We start from the raw sequence: 19,371 nt of genomic DNA on the forward strand, positions 1-19,371 counted from the left end.
ATTAATGAAATAAAATGTACACTAAATTAAAGAGTGACTATATAAATAGTGTACTACATGAATTAAATTACAGACTTGAGAAAGTTTTCCTTGAATGCATAGTTATGTGAGAAAATGGCTAAGGGAAAGTATTCCATTACATACAAAAAATAAAAAAGATGAGAGAAAAAATTTTCTCAGACGTTATATAGGGTGTAAAAGCTTTTACAAAACAATAAGGGGAATCGCTACATGAAATCAAATGAGAAAAATTTTATAAAAAGATTACAGCGGCAAAAAGAAGACGCGTTAGAATTCGTTGTCGATACATACTTACCACTCATAAAGGGGATCACGCATAAAGTTCTACTTCCCATTCAAAATGATGGACTCATAGAGGAATGTATAAACGATATATTTCTTTCCATTTGGAATAACGCAAATAAATTCCATGGAGAGCCGAGTGATTTTAAAAAGTGGATTGCAGCGATTGCGAAGTTTAAAGCAATTGATTATTACCGGAAATCGACTAAAACAGTAGAAATCATTTCAGATGAGTTTCATATCAGTACAGAAAAATCAGCAGAAGACGAATTAATCGTTATGGAAGATAGGGAAGAATTATTGAAGCTCATTAATCAATTAGAACCGCTAGATCAAAAGGTGTTCATTATGAAATATTTACTTGGTATGAAGACAGAGGAAATAGGTGACAAGTTAGGATTAACTCGGGCAGCAATTGATAATCGAGTGTACCGGGGGAAAAAGAAACTACAACAAAATGCTACGAATATTAGTTTTGGAGGTAGTGTAATATGAAAGACATTTATGAACTATTAAATGATATTGATATAGATGAAAAAGAACTAGAGGAAATTGAGACTTCTGAAATCGAAAAGGAAAAAGTAAAACGAAATGTAAAACAATCGATACGTACGAAGAAAAAGATGAAAAGTTGGAAAAAAGGTGTCGCTGCTGCATCTATTTTAGTAGGATTATCAGTTGCAACACTCGGTATCGGATTTCCTACATATGCTGGGGGATTGCCAATTGTAGGTGACATATTCCGATTTTTAGATAATGGTAGAACAGGGTTATATGAAAACTCTAAAGCTGACGCAGGGAAGATAATGGAGCCTCATTATAATTATAAACAATACGCTACAGTACTAAATATGACAAAAGAAAGCAAGGGAATAAAGATAACGATTAATGATGCGATTTTTGATGGGAAGACAATATCAATAAACTATTCTATAGAAAGTAACAGAGATTTAGGCGAGAATCCAATTACGTTGGATTTTTTAACTATTAAAGGAGCAGGTGCCCAATCAGGTAGCAATAAAATTACTAAAGTCGCAGATAGAAAATATACAGGTTTAATCAAAACAAGTAGCGATCTAGTTGGTAGTAAAGAAACTATAGTAAATGTTGAATGGATTGTACAAAGTATAGCCATTTTAGAAACTGAAGAAGAGATAAAAGGGGATTGGAATTTTAATATTAATCTAAAAGGAATAGAAAATAAAGAGCAATTGATTGGAGGTAGTACAGAAAAAGATGGTGTCAAAGTAAATATGGAGAGAATGGAAATAACACCAATTTCGTTTATTCTATACTACAACCAAGAAGTATCTCAAGAGATAAGGGGTGTATGGGATGGAGTAGATGTCGATTTAGAAGTGAGAGATGATTTAGGTAATCAGTATTATGGAGAAGGAAATGGAGGTTCAGGTGAAGATTCTTATAATTTTAATTGGAGTAAAACATTCCAACAACTTAATGAGAACGCTACTAAGTTAATAATAACACCTCACGTTAATTTAAGAATCCACACTTCTGAAAATTATGAATCGGTAACAATAGTTGAAGGACAAGTAAAGGAGCGTTTTGTACCTCGAAGACTGGGAGGCAATCAGGCTATTGTGTTAGATAATATTGTAATCGACTTAAAGAAATAAAAGAAAGACTGCCTAAAACCATTAGGCAGTCTTTTTTACATCAATAACTAGTTACGAGTAACGCATGCGGATGCTGCGTTTTATATTCATCTTTCCACGGAATGTTTAGTTGTTCCCACGATTCGCCGCTATCATTGGATTGAAAGACGCCATTGTTATTTAACGTGTAGAACGTATGTGGTTCGGCTTCGTTTGTAGCAAACATCGAAATGACTGTACCGATTGCAGATGGTAGTCCTTGTTGTACTTGCTGGAACGGAGTATCTTTCGTTTTTCGATAAATATAAGATTCATAAGGGATACGATGATGAGCGAGATCAGCACTTGGCGCGGCAGAAACGAGAATCGTATCACAATCAGCTGGATCAATTGCCATGCTGTATAAATAATGATGTTCAAGTCCTGCACTACATGAGATCCAGCTGTTTCCATTGTTATAACTCTCAAGATAAGCACGATCAGGTCCGCCCATAAATCCGTCACCACATGATGCATAAAGGCGATTTGGTGCTTCAGGGTGCATAAGTAATTGATGAGCATCGATAGGAGCACCGAATTTTTTATCAATCCATGTATGCCCTTTATCGTTACTTTGAATAACAGCACCAGCTTCGATTGAAACGTGTATTGTATTAGGGTTGTTTGGGTCAACTGTAATCCAGCGTACGTGATGGGTAAAAGGTCTAGGCGGAAATGCCCACGTATAAGAAGATAATAATGATTTCATATTTTTAAGTTCAGTCCACGTTTCACCACCATTTTCAGAGCGAAATAAAGCGCTTGGTTCTGTGCCGACATAAACGACACCATATCCGTTAACTTGTTCATTTGAGCTTATTGTTATGGAAGTGATAGAGGAGTGCAAAATACCATCTTCTTTAGGGAAATCAAAGTAACGATAAGAATCTCCAATTGGTCGCCATGAATCCCCACTATCGTCACTTAACCATAGACCTCGTCCAAATGTTCCGCAATATACACGGTTTGGGTGGAACGGATCAACAGCGATACAGGTAGGTTGCATACTTTGTAAGTGATAAGTCGTTTCATAGTTATCATTGTGTTCTTTCACTACAACAAGTTCACGTTCCATACAGAGAAATAAACGTTTCATTTAAGTAACCTCCTTCAAAATTCTTTCATTAGTAAACAATATGAAAATAAAAAAGAAGTAGTCTTGTTTTATTTGAGAAAAAGGGATTGTTTAAAAAATAGCGAAGTGTGTATACAGAGGAAGCGGGCGTTTACAATCAGTCAATTCGGGATAAAGATGGGGAGTTTGTTTCATACTAACATACAGATATTGTACTTAAAGGAGTATAAGTATGGGACATTCGCATGATTATGGTCATTCAAAAAATAAAAAGGCGTTACTAATTGCCTTCCTACTAACAACAAGTTTTATGATTGCAGAAGTTATTGGTGGATTTGTAACAAATAGCTTAGCACTACTATCTGACGCGGGGCATATGCTAAGTGATGCAGTATCTTTAGCTTTAAGTTTACTTGCGTTTAAGCTCGGAGAAAAAACAGCAACAACTGTGAAAACATATGGATATAAGCGAGTCGAAATGTTAGCAGCATTATGTAACGGTGTCGTTCTTATTGTCATTTCGGTATACATTTTTATTGAAGCAATCCGTCGTTTTAAAGAACCAGTTGAGATTGCTAGTAATGGGATGCTCATTATTGCAGTCCTTGGTCTGCTTATTAATATTTTATCAGCCTGGATATTAATGAGAGGCGGAGATGTGAAAGGTAATTTGAATTTAAGAAGTGCTTTCCTGCACGTACTAGGCGATCTATTGGGTTCCGTCGGAGCGATCATTGCTGCGTTACTTATTAAATTTTTCGGATGGACTGCTGCAGATGCGATTGCTAGTATTCTTGTGTCTATTTTAGTCATTATTAGTGGATGGCGTGTAACACGTGATACGGTTCATATATTAATGGAAGGTGCACCACAGCACATAAATGTTGAAGAGGTAAAAAGTACGTTATTAAATATTCCGATTGTCAAAGAAGTTCATGATTTGCACATATGGTCTGTCACATCAGATTTTCAAGTATTAACATGTCATCTTATTATTAAAGGGAATGAAACGCAAAGTGTATTAAAAGAGGCTACGTATGTATTAAAGGAGAAATTTCATGTAGAACATGTCACCATTCAAGTAGAAATAGATGGTGAATTTAATCATGATGAGACAACTTGCAAAGTATGAAAGAAAAAGGATAAGAAAAAGTGTATAACATTTTTCGCGCGGCATACATATATATAATGTGGCCACAAGTACTTTGCAAGGTAAATATTTCATGAAATTACTTTACTTATAAAGAGTCATCTTTTATAATCAAAAGTGGTAATTGATAAAGATTATCATTTTCAATGATCGTAGAAAGGAGTTTTTTAAAAGATGAGTAGTCAACTCCGTTTTGCTGTTGAAAATCGTAAGAGGCATTTAATTGATGAGTTAATTGGAGCAGGTGTGTTTAAGATTCGCGACCGACAATTATACGAGCTGTCTTTAGAGGAATTGGAAAAAGAGTACGAAGATATGGAAGATTATGCAAATATCCAGGCATAGCTATATAGATTAGTAAAAGGAGAACTGGTTACGATTTTGTGTAACCAGCTCTCCTTTTATTTCGTAGAAATTATTTTTTGTATTTCTTTCATGGGACGGAGCCAGTTTTGGGTCATTATTTGTTCCATTTGTTTTTCGTCCTGCTTCTGTAATGCTTGAATGATAGAGTGATGTTCTTCAATAGATTGACTTGCTGGAACAAAGTTTTGGAAAAACAAATATTCAAGACGTAAAACGTGAAGTTGCATATTTTCTAGAAAGGGTTCAATATATTGGTTTTTAGCAATAGAAGAAATTGTATTGTGGAATTGTATATCTAATTCTAAAGCTTGTTTTGCGTTTTTTTTCTCTATAGATTGCTGAAAATGCTCATTTATTTCAGAAAGTAGTTGAATATCAGCGTCTGTAATGTTTTGAAGAGCTTGCTTTCCTATAATAGAGTGAAGACCAGCCATCGTTTCATAAATGATAGATACGTCGTCTAACTTAATAGGAGCAATTTTCGTTTTTTGCCCTGGTACCATTTCCGCTAATCCAGAAAGCTCTAATATTTGAAGTGCTTCTCTTACAGGTGTTCTGCTTACTCCTAGTGCCTCAGCCAATTCCCCATCATTAATTTTTTCATTGGGCTTCAGTACACCTTCAATAATCCAATTTTGTAGTTGATTTAAAACGAGTGATTTTGCTGAAACTCTTCCTGGTTTTTTATAATTTTGAGGGACAGGCATAGTGAATTCAATCCTTTCATTGTATATTTTCCTTTTTTACATGAACAAGCTTTAATTTTTGTTTCCCTTCATCCGGCTTTTGGCTTAAGATGAGCACCATTACAATGACACAAAAAGCGCCTAATAACTGAAAAGATTGAAATGGCACTTGCAATATAAGTACAGAAGAAATAATAGCTGCGAGTGGTTCTGTGCAACCAAATAATGTTGTTTCTTTCGGAGTCAGGTATCGTATGCTGTCTAAGTATAAATAAAAGGCAATAAGTGTCCCGAAAATGACGACAAATGTGATGAGCGGTAGGGTACTTAGTTTTACATATTTCATAGTTGATAATAAAATGAATTCGTTTGTAGAAGTAAAGTGTACAATCGTTACACCAATACCCCCAATAATCATGCCCCATCCAACGATAACGGAGGAAGACCATTTTTCTAACAATTCCTTTGAATATAAACTATAAAAAGCGAGAGATAATCCAGATAAAATCCCCCAAATAATAGCTGGTGTAGAAACAGCCAAGTTATGAACAGACCCGTTTGTTAGTAAGAGAAAAGTACCTACTAATGAAAGGGTAATTGAAATGAAATCAATTTTTGATGGACGAACGTTCCATTTGAAAAGTAAGTATACAGTGATGAATATAGGAGCTAAATATTGTAATAATGTTGCCACGGCAGCATTTCCTTCTTTAATTGAAGCGAAATACGTATACTGTACAGCAAGCATACCGAATAGACCAAACAAAATCATTTTAATAGCATCAGATTTTTGTTTCCAAATGCCAAATATCTCTTTTTTTCTCGTTCCGAATGAGGAAATAATGAGCAAAATAATTCCAGATATAAGTAAACGGATCGTAACTAACCATTCGGTTGAAACATTGTCATATTGAAAAAGTTGTTGTGCAGCTGTTCCAGACAAGCCCCATAAACAAGCACCGATTACAACCATAATGATTCCTTTTAAACGATTCGAATCCATAATGTATAGAGTCCTCCTTTCAAGAAATATATCGTATACAATATGCAATATATCACGAAAAGAATTAAAAACAAACTGAAATTCCTTACTTAATGTAAAGTTGTTATTCAAATTAAAGATGTGTGTTAGATCAGAGAACGATAAAATAGAAAGGCTTCCGTTTACAGAAGCCTTTCTATTTTGAATTATGAAGTGTAAGTAAAAGCTGGAATAGGATCAATAAATGTGTTCCAGTTTTGTCTCATTTCTTTTTCTGTTAATAGACAATCATCTAATGATTGTTCAATTAACGAACGGTTCATATCAATTCCAATAAATACGAGTTCGGTTATTCGATCTCCATATTGTGTATCCCAGTTTTTCAATACTTCTGGTTCTTCTGCAATCATTTGATTTCTTTCAGTTTCAGGTAATGCGGCTATCCATTCACCGGCTCCTTGAATTGTAATAGAGGAGCCTGCTTGAGATAGAAGCCCTATTATATTATTACGAGATGCCAGCCAGAAGAATCCTTTCGCTCTTACAACATCTAAAGGCCATTTTTCTAGCCAATTCATAAGGCGCTCGGGATGGAAAGGATATTTGCGGCGGTAAACAAAAGAAGTGATACCGTATTCTTCTGTTTCCGGTGTATGATGGTCACTGTTTAATTCTTGTATCCAGCCGGCCGATTGACTAGCTTCTTCATAATTAAATAGATTTGTGTTTAAAATTTCTTGTAATGGTACTTTGCTAAACGAAGATTCAAGAACTTTTGCATTAGGATTTAATTTTTTTAGTAAATGATGAAGCTCTATCACATCTTCTTTTTCTAGCAAATCTATCTTATTAAGAATAATTACGTTTGCAAACTCAATTTGATCTATTAATAAATCAATAACTTCCCGTGTGTCATTCTCATCGATTGCTTGTTTTCGGTCTAATAAACTTTCTCCATCTGCAAAATCATCCCAAAATCTATTTGCATCTACAACTGTAACCATCGTATCGAGGCGACAATTTTTCGTTAAATCAATGTTAAGAACTTCGTCTGTATAAGTAAACGTTTGAGCAACTGGAATAGGCTCACTTATACCAGAAGATTCAATAATAATATAGTCAATATCACCATTTTCCACAAGACGATTCACTTCTATCATTAAATCTTCTCGTAGTGTACAACAAATACAGCCATTTTGAATCTCTACTAGTTTTTCCTCCGTACGTGAAAAACCACCCTTTTTTATAAGAGATGCATCAATGTTTACTTCGCTCATATCATTAACGATAACAGCTACTTTTAAGTTATTCTTATTAGTTAAAATGTGATGTAGTAAGGTAGTTTTTCCAGATCCTAAAAAACCACTTAATACAGTGATAGGTACTTTTTTCATGAAATGATCTCTCCTTTAAATCGTAATGATTACGTTTTATATTAAACGATGGGAAAAGAAAAATCAATAATAAATCATAATGATTACGATTTAAGAATAGAAATAGACTATAAAATTTGTGCTGTAGTATGAAGCATTTGGACAAGCACATGTTTACATATAAATAAAATGGAGGCGAGAAGCTTGGTCTTTAATAGAGTTTCAAAAGAATTAGTAGGCATAGCTCTTATCGCTATGTTTCTCTTTTTATTATTTTTTGTAGATTTTACAAGTCTAGCAAATTTGCACAAAAATATGCCACAGGAATGGTTGAATGTGAATACAGTATTTTTAAGTATCATTTTTGAAGCAATACCCTTTATTTTATTAGGGGTAATTGTTTCTTCATTTATTCAAGTGTTTGTGACGGAAGATATGATTCAAAAAGTAATGCCGAAATCTCCGATTGTTGCAATGATTCCAGCAGTATTTGTGGGAGTTCTTTTTCCAATGTGTGAATGTGTCATTATACCAATTGTAAGAAGGCTCATTCAAAAGGGGCTACCACTTCATTTAGGCATTGTTATTTTATTGAGTGCACCCATTATGAATCCAGTTGTTCTTTTATCTACTGTATATGCGTTTCAAAAAAATGATTACGTTGTATATGCACGCTTTGGGATAACAATTCTAGTTGCTCTATTCATAGGTTTAATTGTGTATTATTGCTATCGCGAAAGAAATGTTTTAAAAGATGTAGAGGTTTCAGTTCAAACAAGCAAAAAAAAGAGTTGGAAAGATGTTACGAATCACACTGTAGATGAGTTTTTTGATACTGGTAAGTATTTATTGATTGGTGCTTTTTTAGCAAGTGTATTTCAAACGTTTTTTGATCGGAATGTACTGGATGCAGTAGCACATAACGAAGTAATTGCCCCCTTTATTATGATGGGATTTGGTTATGTTTTATCAATTTGCTCTGCAGCCGATGCTTTTATAGCGGCATCTTTTGGACATGTCTTCTCAGTAAAGGCACTTCTCGCATTTCTTGTGTTTGGGCCTATGCTTGATATGAAAAATACGTTAATGCTATTTGCATATTTTCAAAAGAAATTTGTATTCTTTTTGATGGGAATTGTCATTGTATCTGTGTATACCATCCTGCAAATCATAATGTTATAGGAGGTGAGAAAGAATGGAGAAAGAGGAGCAGAAGGCATATCATCGCTATATTCGTGGAATTATTTTAATTGGTTTAGCAATGCTCTTATTTAAACTACTTGTAACAGGGAATATTTATAATTTTATCGCTCCAAAAATGATTAAATTTACGTATATAGCTTTTGTAGTGATTTTACTTCTTGGTTCTTTACAAGTTTGGAGAGAAAAAGAGGGTGATTGTAATTGTTGTAAGCACCATACAGCATTAAAATCAGGGATAAAAAGTTTCTTTGTATATGTTTTATTTGTTGTTCCGATAGTTAGTGCTTTTCTCTTTGGAAGTGTAACAATTGATGGAAGTTTAGCAGGAAAAAGGGGTATGAATCAAAGTGTACAGGCGAGAAGTATGGAAGGTAACGAAAAAGAGGGGAAACAGGATGATTTTGATGGGCAAGAGGTATTCGATGATCCAGATGAAACATCAAATTTATCAACGACTTATGAAACGGAAGAGCAAGTAGTAAAAAGTATGTTAGGACAACGAAAAATACAAGTAGAGGATAAGGATTATGTTCAAACAATGAGTATAATTGGTCAAAATGTAAAAGGATTTAAAGGGAAAGAAATTACATTCTCAGGGTTTATGTATAATGATAAGGATGTGACGGGTAATAAAGCGGTAGTGGCTCGATATGGCATAACTTGTTGTATTGCGGATGCATCAGTCTGGGGGATGATTGTTACGGGGAAAAATGTTGAAAATATTCCAGAAGAAACATGGGTGAAAATAACAGGATTATTAGATGAAACGACATATAAAGGAACAGTCTTTTCACTTGTAAAAGTAAACAAAATCGAGAAAATTAATAAGCCAACTGACCCATATGTATATGATGTTTTACCTCAATAGAAAAGAATAAATTCTTCATATTTTCATGAAATAGAATCATAATCATGGCGATAAAAAAATAAAGATAAGAGTAATTTGGTTTGTTAAAAATATGTGCAGAAGGAGTTATGCGATGAACTGGGTTACTCATAAACCATCATTTGAATTTGAAACATTTAGTCCTATTATTCGGTCACAATCTGCGTGGAGTGGACATTTAGATTTTGCATATGACTTAGTACGATTTGAAAAACCAGAAACTTTAGTCGAGCTAGGTACACATTTAGGAGCTTCCTTTTTTAGTTTTTGTCAGGGAGTAAAAGATGGAGGGTTATCGACTAAATGCTTTGCAGTAGATACTTGGGCTGGAGATGGGCACACAGGTCCATATGGAGAAGGGGTTTTTCAAATAGTAGAAAAAGTAGTGAGCGATAACTACCTTAATATAGGAAATTTAATTCGATCTACTTTTGATGATGCTGTAGACCGGTTTCAAGATGAAACGATAAATCTTTTGCATATTGATGGATATCATACGTATGAAGCTGTTTCTCACGATTATAACACCTGGCTGCCTAAAGTCGCGAAAAATGGTATTGTATTATTTCATGATATTGAAGTTAGAAGTGGTGATTTCGGCGTATATAAGTTTTGGGATGAGGTAAAAGCGAAGTACCCTCATTTTCAATTTGCGCATTCATATGGACTGGGAGTGTTATTTCCGAAGGGTTGTAGTGATAAGTTTGAGGAAATACTTAAAAATAAAGAAGAAATACAAAATATGTATAAATAAAGGTAGGGCATGCATCATTTTTATGATGTGTGTCCTATTTTTGCGTGGGAAATAATGGTGTGAATTAAAAAGTGAAGATAGTTGTAAAAAGTTTTGTTGCAGCAAATATTAAAAAAGTTAGTATGGGATTTTTCTTTGTAAATAAAGTGAAGCTTTAATACGTTCATGTCAGTCCGGGATGTTACAGTAGTTAATTTCTTACCTAAGTGCTTTGCGCTTACTGAATTTTAAGGCGGAGGTCTTATTGGCCGAAAATATCGGGATAAATAAAAATACAACATTTTTTATATTTTTCATTGCGAAAAACGTAATCTACTTTTACAATAGAAAGGGTTGTGAATATATTATACTGGAAAAATAAATCGAAATAATATGAAAATTTTGTTTTGTCTTCGCTAATTGTATATTACATACATGTAAGACGACATACGTCATGTTATCGACTTGTAAGGAGAGAAAAAAATGAAAAGTGTAAGATTACCATCGATGCTAGAAATCATAGTTCTTTTATTACTATTTCTTGCTGTTGTCTTTTCCTTCCAAACGATTTTTGATCTCCCAATTCAATTAGCGCTATTTATTTCATGGTTTTTAGTAATTGCGCTTGGATTAAGATTAGGATTTCGTTATCAAGAATTGCAAGATGCAATTACGAAAGGGATTTCTAACGGATTAGAAGCAATACTGATTTTAGTTGCAGTAGGTGCTTTAATTGGAACATGGATTGCTGGTGGGGTAGTACCAACATTAATTTATTATGGATTAGAATTTATTCACCCTAGCATATTCCTATTAGCAACATTAATTATTTGTTCTATAACTTCTATCGCGACAGGAACGTCTTGGGGAACAGTAGGAACAGCAGGTATTGCTATGATGGCGATTGGTGAAGGACTTGGTTTACCACTTCCGCTTGTTGCTGGTGCAGTTCTTTCAGGAGCTTATTTCGGTGACAAATTATCACCACTTTCTGATAGCACAGTTCTTGCAGCTTCTATGGCGAAAGTAGATGTTATTGCTCACGTTCGAGCTATGCTCGTATTAGATGTTCCGGCTTATATTATTACTAGTATTATGTTTACTGTAGCTGGTTGGATGTATGGCGGAGATAATGTTGATTTGAATCGAGTAGAATTTTTAAAAGAAGCTTTATTAAAGCAATTTGATATTAAAATATGGATGCTTGTTCCGGCGATCATTGTTATCGTTCTATTAGCGATGAAGAAACCGTCTATGCCAACAATTGCAATGGGAGCTTTAATTGGTGCAATTTGGGCAACTCTTTTCCAAGGGATGAACTTTGGAGAAGCGATTGGAACAGCTTATAACGGATTCTCAATTCAATCTGGTGTTGAGTTTGTTGACAAGTTATTAAACCGTGGTGGAATTAACGGTATGCTTGGCTCAGTAGCTGTTATTATTTTCGGTTTAGGATTTGGTGGATTACTTGAAAAACTAGGTGTTTTAAAAGTAATCGTATCAAAATTTGAGAAGAAATTAAATTCTGCAGGTAATGTAACGTTGTCTACATTAATCGTGGCATTCTTAGCTAATATATTTGGTTGTGCGATGTATGTATCACTAATTTTAACACCAAAAATTATGGAAGATAGCTATGATAAATTAAAAATAGACCGTCGTGTATTAGCACGTAACTCAGAAGTAGGTGGAACGTTAACTTCAGGTATGGTTCCATGGTCTGATAATGGTATTTTTATGGCTGGTATTTTAGGTGTAGCAACGTTCTCATACGTTCCGTTTATGTGGTTAAGCTTCGTATCGTTAATTTTAGCAGTTATTTATGGATATACAGGCAAATTCATCTGGTATGTAGATGATGCAGATAAAGGAAAGCAAGCATCATAAAATAAAAATCACCTTCTACAATATGTAGAAGGTGATTTTTTTATTTTGTAATAGCATCTGCTGAAGTTATTTCATTCTCATATTTAGCAATTTTTTGTTGTATCTTTTTTAAGTTTTTTTCAGTGTCTTGGAGAAGCTGTAAGACATTGGTCTCCTGTTGTTTCATTAATTCCAACCGTTGAAAGATGGTAGATTCTCCTTCCATAGACCAGTCGATAAATTGTTTTATTTTTTGAATAGGCATACCAGTGTTTTTTAAACACAAAATCATTTCTAAATATTTGAGTGCTTCTTTATCAAAAACTCGATCTCCTTTTTCATTTCTTTGCAGAAAAGGGAACAGTCCTTGTTTATCGTAATAACGTATTTGAGAAATAGTTAAGTGTTGCATTTTGGCGACTTGCCCAATTGTATAATACATATCATTCATCCTTTTGTTACCAAGGTATAATGCCATTTTTATTTAGTATTTTACCATTATAGTTTGTTTCACTTAATGCATATTTAATAATAATTTTAGCACTTTCAGTGGTTGTATGGCCACCGGGGGAATTTCCATTAAGATCTGTAGTTGTAAAACCAGGAGTTACCCCAAATACTTCTGGACCGTTAGTAGCAAATTCTTTACTAAAAGCTAATGTTAAAGCATTAATAGCTGTTTTGGAAGAATTATATCCTAGTGTATTGATTGGATGTGTTTCACCATTAGCAAACATTGTTAGTGAGGCCATGTCAGTAGTTATATTTATTATTTTACTGTTTTTTGAATTCTTTAATAATGGTAAAAAGGCTTGTATCATTTGGAAAGTTCCAAAAAAATTAACTTCAAATCCTTGGCGTAAAGTTTCAATATTTAATTCACTAGGTAGTGTATTGAAGTCTATCGCTATGCCTGCGTTATTAATTAATAAATGTAAGTGGTCAGTCGTTTCGTAAATTTTCTTTGTTGCTTCTTGAATGGATTGTGAATTTGAAATATCTACTTGAATATAGGAAACGTTTGAAACATTTAAAGATTCTACGGCTTGTTGTCCAAGTTGTTCATTACGAGCACCTAAAAATACGTGATAATCTTTTTCTGCTAATTGACGAACAAGTTCATATCCAATTCCTTTATTCGCACCTGTTATAAAAGCATATTTTTTCATATTGAATTCCTCCAGTAGTGTTATAGTAGGTTACAATGGAAAGGATACAGCCTAAACTTAAGTTTAGGTCAAGAGGAATTTTTTAAAATACATATAGAATATCTATATATAAGAGTGAGAATTCTTATCATTTAAGAGAAAGTCTGTTATTATAAGAGATGTAGATATTATATTTTCAAGGGGATGAAAACATGGAGTACAGAATTGAAAGAGATACATTAGGAGAAATAAAAGTTCCAGCTGATAAATTATGGGCAGCACAAACACAACGTAGTAAAGAAAACTTTCCAATTGGAACAGAGCAAATGCCGCTTGAAATTGTAAAAGCATTTGCAATTTTAAAGAAGAGTGCAGCGCTTAGCAATCAAAAATTAGGAAAGCTATCACAAGAAAAAGCAGAAGCAATTGTAGAAGCTGCTGATGAAGTGATTGCAGGGAAATGGAATGAACATTTTCCGCTTGTCGTATGGCAAACAGGTAGTGGTACACAGTCAAACATGAATGTGAATGAAGTAATTGCAAATCGTGGGAATCAAATTTTGAAAGAGAAGGGATCTGACGTACATATTCATCCAAATGATGATGTGAACATGTCACAAAGTTCAAATGATACATTTCCAACGGCACTTCATGTAGCTTGTGTAATCGCAGTAGAAAATCACGTATTACCAGCAATTACGAAATTAAAAGAAACTTTAGCAGAAAAAGTAACTGCATTTGAACATATTATAAAAATTGGTCGTACACATTTACAAGATGCAACACCGTTAACTTTAGGACAAGAAATTAGCGGATGGCACCGTATGCTTGAAAAAACAGAGCGTATGATTGCAGAGAGCAATACATATATGAAAGAGTTAGCAATTGGTGGAACTGCGGTTGGAACAGGTATTAATGCTCATCCTAAATTTGGTGAGATGGTATCAGAGGAAATTAGTCAATTTACAGGTAAACAATTTGTTTCTGCACCAAATAAGTTCCATGCATTAACGAGCCATGATGAAGTTGTATATACTCACGGTGCATTAAAAGCATTAGCTGCGGATCTAATGAAGATCGCTAACGATGTACGTTGGCTTGCAAGTGGTCCACGTAGTGGTCTTGGAGAAATTATTATTCCAGCAAATGAACCGGGAAGCTCTATTATGCCAGGTAAAGTAAATCCAACGCAAAGTGAAGCATTAACGATGGTTGTAGCACAAGTGATGGGGAATGATGCAACGATCGGATTTGCTGCGAGCCAAGGTAACTTTGAGTTAAACGTATTTAAACCTGTTATTGCTTATAACTTCTTACAATCAGCCCACTTATTAGCGGATGCAATTGTTTCGTTTAATGACAATTGTGCAGTTGGTATTGAAGCAGATAAAGAAGTAATTAATGAAAATGTGAATCGTTCACTAATGCTTGTAACAGCGCTAAACCCACATATCGGATATGAAAATGCAGCGAAAATTGCGAAGCATGCTCATAAAGAGGGATTAACTTTAAAAGAAGCTGCATTACAATCTGGACTACTAACAGAAGAGAAATTTGATGAAATTGTAGATCCGAAGAAAATGATTGCTCCAAAAGAGTAATAGAAAAAGCCAAGGTTCTTAGTATAGAATCTTGGCTTTTTTGATGTTCATTTTTATGTTTCATCTACTTGCAATACTGCAAGTTTCAAAATATATTATTTGTTAGCAGGCGTATTCATTACGCTCATCTGTGGGCAGTTCTCTTTTAAGAGTGAAATGAATTTTTCTTCTTCTTGTGGTACGAAAGTGGTCACTGAGTCAAATAAATTATAATTAATTTCTAATTGTTGCCTAGTCCATTTTTTTGAACGAAGTTTTTTGCCAGAGTACTTAATATGGCGAATGTCTTTGAATGAGATTTCAGTACGAAGTATGAAACCGTGTTTTACAACAAGAGATGATTCCGTTACGTTGTAGTGAGAGAAATAGAATGAAGAAAGATTCACGATATTTAATAGCATCATGAGAGTGAAAAAAATAGAATTTTCATTTTGGAAGAATAACGAAACGAAAAAAATAATTATAAATAATGTAATGAAAATGACGTGGAATGGATTTTTTTTCGCTTTAAATTTCAAGTCAGTCACCTCGGTTTACTTGTTCTTTAACTAAATTAAATCATAATATTGTAATAAAACGTATGAATATGCAGAATTGCATATTCATACGTTTTATTATTCATGTAAAATTTCTTGATGGGATAAATTCAAAAGAAGTTTTGTAATAGTGGAGTGGCATGAAGTGACTTACAAGAATAGAAAGATAGCGTTAGTCATAATTAGTTGTATGATGATTATGAGTAGTTGTGCTAATAAATTTGTTGAAGATAGAAATCGAAAGCATACATTTGTACGAGCAAGTAAAGTTTTAGTAGAGACTGTAAATAGAATATATAAAAAGTAAAGGATGTTTTCTTATACGAAAACATCCTTTTTGTCGTTAAAATTGAATACTGAAGTTTTGTAATGAGTGAATACAGGTTCCATATTCACTAATCGCATATGTATTCTGTGCAATTTGCTTAACGGTAAACCAAGGGTCTTGAAGAATATTCATATTCTATTTCACATTTTATAAAATGAATTTGTATAAACATATTCGCTTTTCGTTGTATTAAAGAAGTTCGGTAGATGTTTTTATAAAAGTTTATAAAATGGGTAAACGAAAGATTGAAATGTTTGTTTGCGTTGTGATAAGATGGTAAAGTGACAATAAACGTTATGGTAATTTGTTTGGTTTTAAAATAAACATTTTGAAGGAGTGTTTAGTGTGAATGATATTTCAGAGAAGTTTTGGGATGCGTCAATAGAAGAATTAAAGAAAGGGTATGTGTTTGATGAAGCAAAAGAGGAGTACATTTGCTTAGCTTGTGGTGAAACATTTATTAAAGGTGTTATTTATCAAGATAATCAAGTTTGGTATGAAGCAGAAAAGTTCGTCCAATTGCATATTCAAAATGAGCATACATCTATGTTTGATTATTTATTAAATATGGATAAGAAATTTACTGGTTTAACGGATTTACAAAAGAGAATGGTTCAGTTTTTCCATATGGGACTGAATGATAAACAAATTGTAAAAGAGTTGGATGGCGGAAGTACATCAACAATTCGTAATCATCGATTTACACTGCGAGAGAAAATGAAGCAAGCAAAAGTATTTTTAGCACTAATGGAATTATCAGAAGAAAAATCAAAAGTACAAACGAAATTTGTGCCAATTCATAGAACAGCAACGATGGTGGATGATCGATACAATATTACGGAAGAAGAAAATGATGAAGTATTAAAAGCTCATTTTACAGAAGGGTTAGATGGACCTCTCTCTAAATTTCCGAAGAAACAAAAGCGTAAATTAATTATCTTACGTCATTTAGTAAAGAAGTTTGATAGTAATAAAAAGTATACTGAAAAAGAAGTAAATACAGTGATAGAAAATGTATACCCTGATTTCGTAACTTTAAGAAGATATTTAATCGAATATGGATTTTTAGATCGAACAGCCGATGGAAGTCAATATTGGGTGAAGTTATAATCATGCGGAAGGAAAATGAATAGAAGCACAGTATTATAACAACTATACAAAGAGATAGATATTGAAAACAGATTTTTAATAAAAGGAGAAATGAAATTTGAAACCACCTGCAGATAACAATAAAGAAGGTGCGGAGTCACAAAAGTTGGAAAGTGAGAGTAAACCGATTTGGAAATCGATGTCTCTGTTTTTAGTACCGTTACTATTAAGTAATGTACTACAATCAGTTGGACAATTATTTGGTATGGTAGTAGTAGGAAGATGGCTTGGAGTTAATGATTTAGCGGCTATATCAGCATTCTTTCCTTTGTTCTTTTTACTTGTTTCATTCGTAATTGGTATCGGTTCAGGAAGCTCTATTTTAATTGGTCAGGCGTTTGGTGCTAAAAATGAAGATCGTTTAAAAGCTATTGTCGGTACTACGCTTACGTTTACTTTTATTATCGGAGTTGTATTAGCGATAATAGGTAGTATTTTTGCGATGGATATTATGCGTCTTATGGGAACGCCAGAAAATATTATTGAAATAAGTGTACATTATGCACGAATTTTATTTATATCGATGCCAGTATTATTTTTATATTTTGCATATACAACATTTATGAGAGGTACAGGAGATTCTAAAACGCCATTTTACTTTTTAATTGTAAGTACAGCGCTAAATATGATCTTATTACCGATTCTTATTTTTGGATGGTTAGGAGCTCCGAAATTAGATGTGTATGGAGCGGCCTATGCTTCTGTTATATCTACAGTTATTACGTTTCTTGTCATGCTTGTGTATTTAAAGAAGAAAAATCACCCACTACAACTAGATGGCACAGTAAGAAAGTATCTTCGAATGGACTGGGAGTTATTAAAGTTATTGCTAAGGCTCGGTATTCCAGCGAGTATTAATATGATATTAGTTTCATTATCTGAAATTGCCGTAATCGCGTTTGTAAATCGTTACGGTTCGGATGCAACAGCTGCTTACGGCGTTGTGAATCAAGTTGCAAGTTATGTGCAAATGCCAGCAGTTAGCCTTGGTATTACAGTTTCTATTTTTGCGGCGCAATCGATTGGGGGGAATCAATTTGATCGATTGCAGAAAGTTGTGAAGGCCGGAATTATTATGAACTACGTCATCGGTGGTGTGTTAATATCTCTTATTTACTTATTCTCAAGAGACATTTTATCACTATTTTTAACGAGTCAAACTACAATTGAAATTGCTCATAGCTTAGTTATGATTACGTTATGGAGTTATTTAATTTTCGGTCATGCACAAATTATTAGTGCGACAATGCGAGCGAGCGGTACAGTACTTTGGCCAACTGTTATTGGAGTTGTTTCAATTTGGCTTGTAGAAGTCCCCGTAGCATATTATCTTTCTTACCATACAAGTCTTGGAATAGAAGGCATCTGGATCGGGTATCCAGCAGCATTTATTGTCAGCTTAATATTACAGTATGCATATTATAAGCTTTCATGGCAAAAGAAACGAATTACACGATTAGTTAGTTAAATAGAAAAATGTCCCTAAGTAATTAGACTTAGGGACATTTTTTTCGTAAGTGGAGGTTTACAAATAGCTTTTTAAAGTGATATCAAAATGTTGTCTAATGAGTGTTTTATCACTCATATAAAACTCCCACGCTTTTTCTGGTTCCCCGATAATCTCAAAGGATTCCTCTGTAATATATAAAGCACAATTATCCTCCAGTGCAATTCCTTCTATATTCCCTTGATGATTTTGTAAAAAGGAATGGAAGGCGTTCATTCTGTTTAATTGATTATAATGTGGACAAAATCTTTTATTAACAATACCCCATCCGTTACTCTCTATATAACCAAAACCTTCATAATCTGATCGGATACTAGACGTGAACCAACACATAGCACCAGCACTATAACCAGCAATAAGTGTTCCTTGCTGTAGAGCCAATAATAATTTTTCATCAAGTCTATATTCTTTCCATTGTGTAAGCATGTGAATATAGTTTCCACCACCTAAATAAATTAAATCGGCTGAATGAATCATCTCGTCTATTTCATACTTAGAAGGTGAATCTGTTGTAATGCGTAAAATTTGTACTTCACAATGTAATTGTTTTTCAAACGTGTCTAAAAATAATTTTATATAGCTTTCATCATCATGACTAGCCGTTGGAATAAACAATATTTTTGGGTACTGTTTATTTGTTAATTCTATAAGGCGTTCATTAATAGGCAAGTGATTTGAATCTTGTAAATCACCGCCACCAATGACAGCTAATTTCATAGTAAAGCACCACCTAATCATTTTTGTTATATAAAAATTCGATAGAAGAGAGTTACATTCCTTCCGTAATGTAATCAATAATTAGAAAATATAGCTTAAGTATATCG

At 33.7% G+C, this 19,371-nt stretch carries 20 protein-coding genes; 12 read left to right on the forward strand and 8 right to left on the reverse strand.

What is annotated here, in order from left to right:
- Window positions 1-231: 231 nt before the first annotated feature.
- Together ACTFRH_RS04955 and ACTFRH_RS04960 are read left to right on the forward strand one after the other, a co-directional pair.
- Window positions 232-798 (forward strand): sigma-70 family RNA polymerase sigma factor, encoded by a 567-nt coding sequence (locus tag ACTFRH_RS04955; RefSeq protein ID WP_078439617.1) that lies wholly within the window; start codon window positions 232-234, stop codon window positions 796-798.
- On the forward strand, window positions 795-1,940 hold the full coding sequence (locus ACTFRH_RS04960) for a DUF4179 domain-containing protein (RefSeq protein ID WP_000653158.1): 1,146 nt from the start codon (window positions 795-797) through the stop codon (window positions 1,938-1,940). The genes ACTFRH_RS04955 and ACTFRH_RS04960 overlap by 4 nt, the downstream gene beginning before the upstream one ends.
- Window positions 1,941-1,980: 40 nt before the next feature.
- Here ACTFRH_RS04960 and ACTFRH_RS04965 read toward each other — a convergent pair whose 3' ends face one another.
- Complete coding sequence (locus ACTFRH_RS04965; RefSeq protein ID WP_000825305.1) at window positions 1,981-3,054, reverse strand: WD40/YVTN/BNR-like repeat-containing protein; 1,074 nt, start codon at window positions 3,052-3,054, stop codon at window positions 1,981-1,983.
- A 211-nt stretch (window positions 3,055-3,265) separates the two neighbouring features.
- Here ACTFRH_RS04965 and ACTFRH_RS04970 point away from each other — a divergent pair, with 211 nt between their 5' ends.
- Window positions 3,266-4,165, forward strand: coding sequence for a cation diffusion facilitator family transporter (locus tag ACTFRH_RS04970; RefSeq protein ID WP_000510064.1), 900 nt, complete (start codon window positions 3,266-3,268; stop codon window positions 4,163-4,165).
- Window positions 4,166-4,357: 192 nt separating this feature from the next.
- Window positions 4,358-4,528, forward strand: coding sequence for a Fur-regulated basic protein FbpA (gene fbpA / locus ACTFRH_RS04975; protein WP_000098302.1), 171 nt, complete (start codon window positions 4,358-4,360; stop codon window positions 4,526-4,528).
- Window positions 4,529-4,584: 56 nt separating this feature from the next.
- On the opposite strand, the gene ACTFRH_RS04980 is transcribed toward fbpA, so the two are convergent.
- From ACTFRH_RS04980 to ACTFRH_RS04990, 3 genes are all read right to left on the reverse strand, one after another.
- Window positions 4,585-5,256: a GntR family transcriptional regulator gene (locus ACTFRH_RS04980; protein WP_001145064.1), complete on the reverse strand. Its 672-nt coding sequence runs from the start codon at window positions 5,254-5,256 to the stop codon at window positions 4,585-4,587.
- A 16-nt stretch (window positions 5,257-5,272) separates the two neighbouring features.
- Window positions 5,273-6,238 (reverse strand): DMT family transporter, encoded by a 966-nt coding sequence (locus tag ACTFRH_RS04985; RefSeq protein ID WP_000378091.1) that lies wholly within the window; start codon window positions 6,236-6,238, stop codon window positions 5,273-5,275.
- 185 nt (window positions 6,239-6,423) lie between these two features.
- Window positions 6,424-7,611 carry a GTP-binding protein gene (locus tag ACTFRH_RS04990; protein ID WP_000757675.1) on the reverse strand — a complete coding sequence of 396 codons (1,188 nt, stop codon included), beginning with the start codon at window positions 7,609-7,611 and terminating at the stop codon, window positions 6,424-6,426.
- Between the two features lie 168 nt (window positions 7,612-7,779).
- Here ACTFRH_RS04990 and ACTFRH_RS04995 point away from each other — a divergent pair, with 168 nt between their 5' ends.
- From ACTFRH_RS04995 to nhaC, 4 genes are all read left to right on the forward strand, one after another.
- On the forward strand, window positions 7,780-8,772 hold the full coding sequence (locus tag ACTFRH_RS04995) for a permease (RefSeq protein WP_003300741.1): 993 nt from the start codon (window positions 7,780-7,782) through the stop codon (window positions 8,770-8,772).
- 13 nt (window positions 8,773-8,785) lie between these two features.
- Window positions 8,786-9,661 (forward strand): TIGR03943 family putative permease subunit, encoded by an 876-nt coding sequence (locus tag ACTFRH_RS05000; protein WP_000409947.1) that lies wholly within the window; start codon window positions 8,786-8,788, stop codon window positions 9,659-9,661.
- Window positions 9,662-9,773: 112 nt separating this feature from the next.
- Window positions 9,774-10,433 carry a class I SAM-dependent methyltransferase gene (locus ACTFRH_RS05005; protein ID WP_001104670.1) on the forward strand — a complete coding sequence of 220 codons (660 nt, stop codon included), beginning with the start codon at window positions 9,774-9,776 and terminating at the stop codon, window positions 10,431-10,433.
- Between the two features lie 462 nt (window positions 10,434-10,895).
- Window positions 10,896-12,299, forward strand: coding sequence for a Na+/H+ antiporter NhaC (gene nhaC / locus ACTFRH_RS05010; RefSeq protein ID WP_000843987.1), 1,404 nt, complete (start codon window positions 10,896-10,898; stop codon window positions 12,297-12,299).
- Window positions 12,300-12,339: 40 nt separating this feature from the next.
- Here nhaC and ACTFRH_RS05015 read toward each other — a convergent pair whose 3' ends face one another.
- Together ACTFRH_RS05015 and ACTFRH_RS05020 are read right to left on the reverse strand one after the other, a co-directional pair.
- Window positions 12,340-12,720, reverse strand: a complete 381-nt coding sequence (locus ACTFRH_RS05015) for a MerR family transcriptional regulator (RefSeq protein ID WP_000291865.1) — start codon at window positions 12,718-12,720, stop codon at window positions 12,340-12,342.
- Between the two features lie 16 nt (window positions 12,721-12,736).
- Window positions 12,737-13,447 (reverse strand): SDR family NAD(P)-dependent oxidoreductase, encoded by a 711-nt coding sequence (locus ACTFRH_RS05020; RefSeq protein ID WP_000759546.1) that lies wholly within the window; start codon window positions 13,445-13,447, stop codon window positions 12,737-12,739.
- Window positions 13,448-13,638: 191 nt separating this feature from the next.
- Between ACTFRH_RS05020 and fumC the strand changes: the two genes are divergently transcribed.
- The gene (gene fumC / locus ACTFRH_RS05025; RefSeq protein ID WP_000456625.1) at window positions 13,639-15,027 is read left to right on the forward strand and encodes a class II fumarate hydratase; all 1,389 of its coding nucleotides are present in this window, start codon (window positions 13,639-13,641) and stop codon (window positions 15,025-15,027) included.
- Between the two features lie 95 nt (window positions 15,028-15,122).
- On the opposite strand, the gene ACTFRH_RS05030 is transcribed toward fumC, so the two are convergent.
- Window positions 15,123-15,545, reverse strand: coding sequence for a PH domain-containing protein (locus tag ACTFRH_RS05030; RefSeq protein ID WP_000669075.1), 423 nt, complete (start codon window positions 15,543-15,545; stop codon window positions 15,123-15,125).
- Between the two features lie 217 nt (window positions 15,546-15,762).
- Between ACTFRH_RS05030 and ACTFRH_RS05035 the strand changes: the two genes are divergently transcribed.
- The 3 genes from ACTFRH_RS05035 (at window position 15,763) to ACTFRH_RS05045 (ending at window position 18,508) form a co-directional block, all read left to right on the forward strand.
- On the forward strand, window positions 15,763-15,870 hold the full coding sequence (locus ACTFRH_RS05035) for a permease (RefSeq protein WP_440049318.1): 108 nt from the start codon (window positions 15,763-15,765) through the stop codon (window positions 15,868-15,870).
- A 366-nt stretch (window positions 15,871-16,236) separates the two neighbouring features.
- Window positions 16,237-17,001, forward strand: coding sequence for a DUF2087 domain-containing protein (locus ACTFRH_RS05040; protein WP_000997949.1), 765 nt, complete (start codon window positions 16,237-16,239; stop codon window positions 16,999-17,001).
- Window positions 17,002-17,098: 97 nt separating this feature from the next.
- Window positions 17,099-18,508: an MATE family efflux transporter gene (locus ACTFRH_RS05045; RefSeq protein WP_000804132.1), complete on the forward strand. Its 1,410-nt coding sequence runs from the start codon at window positions 17,099-17,101 to the stop codon at window positions 18,506-18,508.
- Between the two features lie 57 nt (window positions 18,509-18,565).
- On the opposite strand, the gene ACTFRH_RS05050 is transcribed toward ACTFRH_RS05045, so the two are convergent.
- A complete protein-coding gene (locus ACTFRH_RS05050; protein WP_000762112.1) occupies window positions 18,566-19,264 on the reverse strand; it encodes a peptidase E in 699 nt (232 codons plus the stop codon).
- Between the last annotated feature and the right edge of the window lie 107 nt (window positions 19,265-19,371).

The organism is Bacillus cereus group sp. MYBK216-1, from assembly GCF_051916495.1.
Lineage (GTDB): Bacteria > Bacillota > Bacilli > Bacillales > Bacillaceae_G > Bacillus_A > Bacillus_A thuringiensis_K.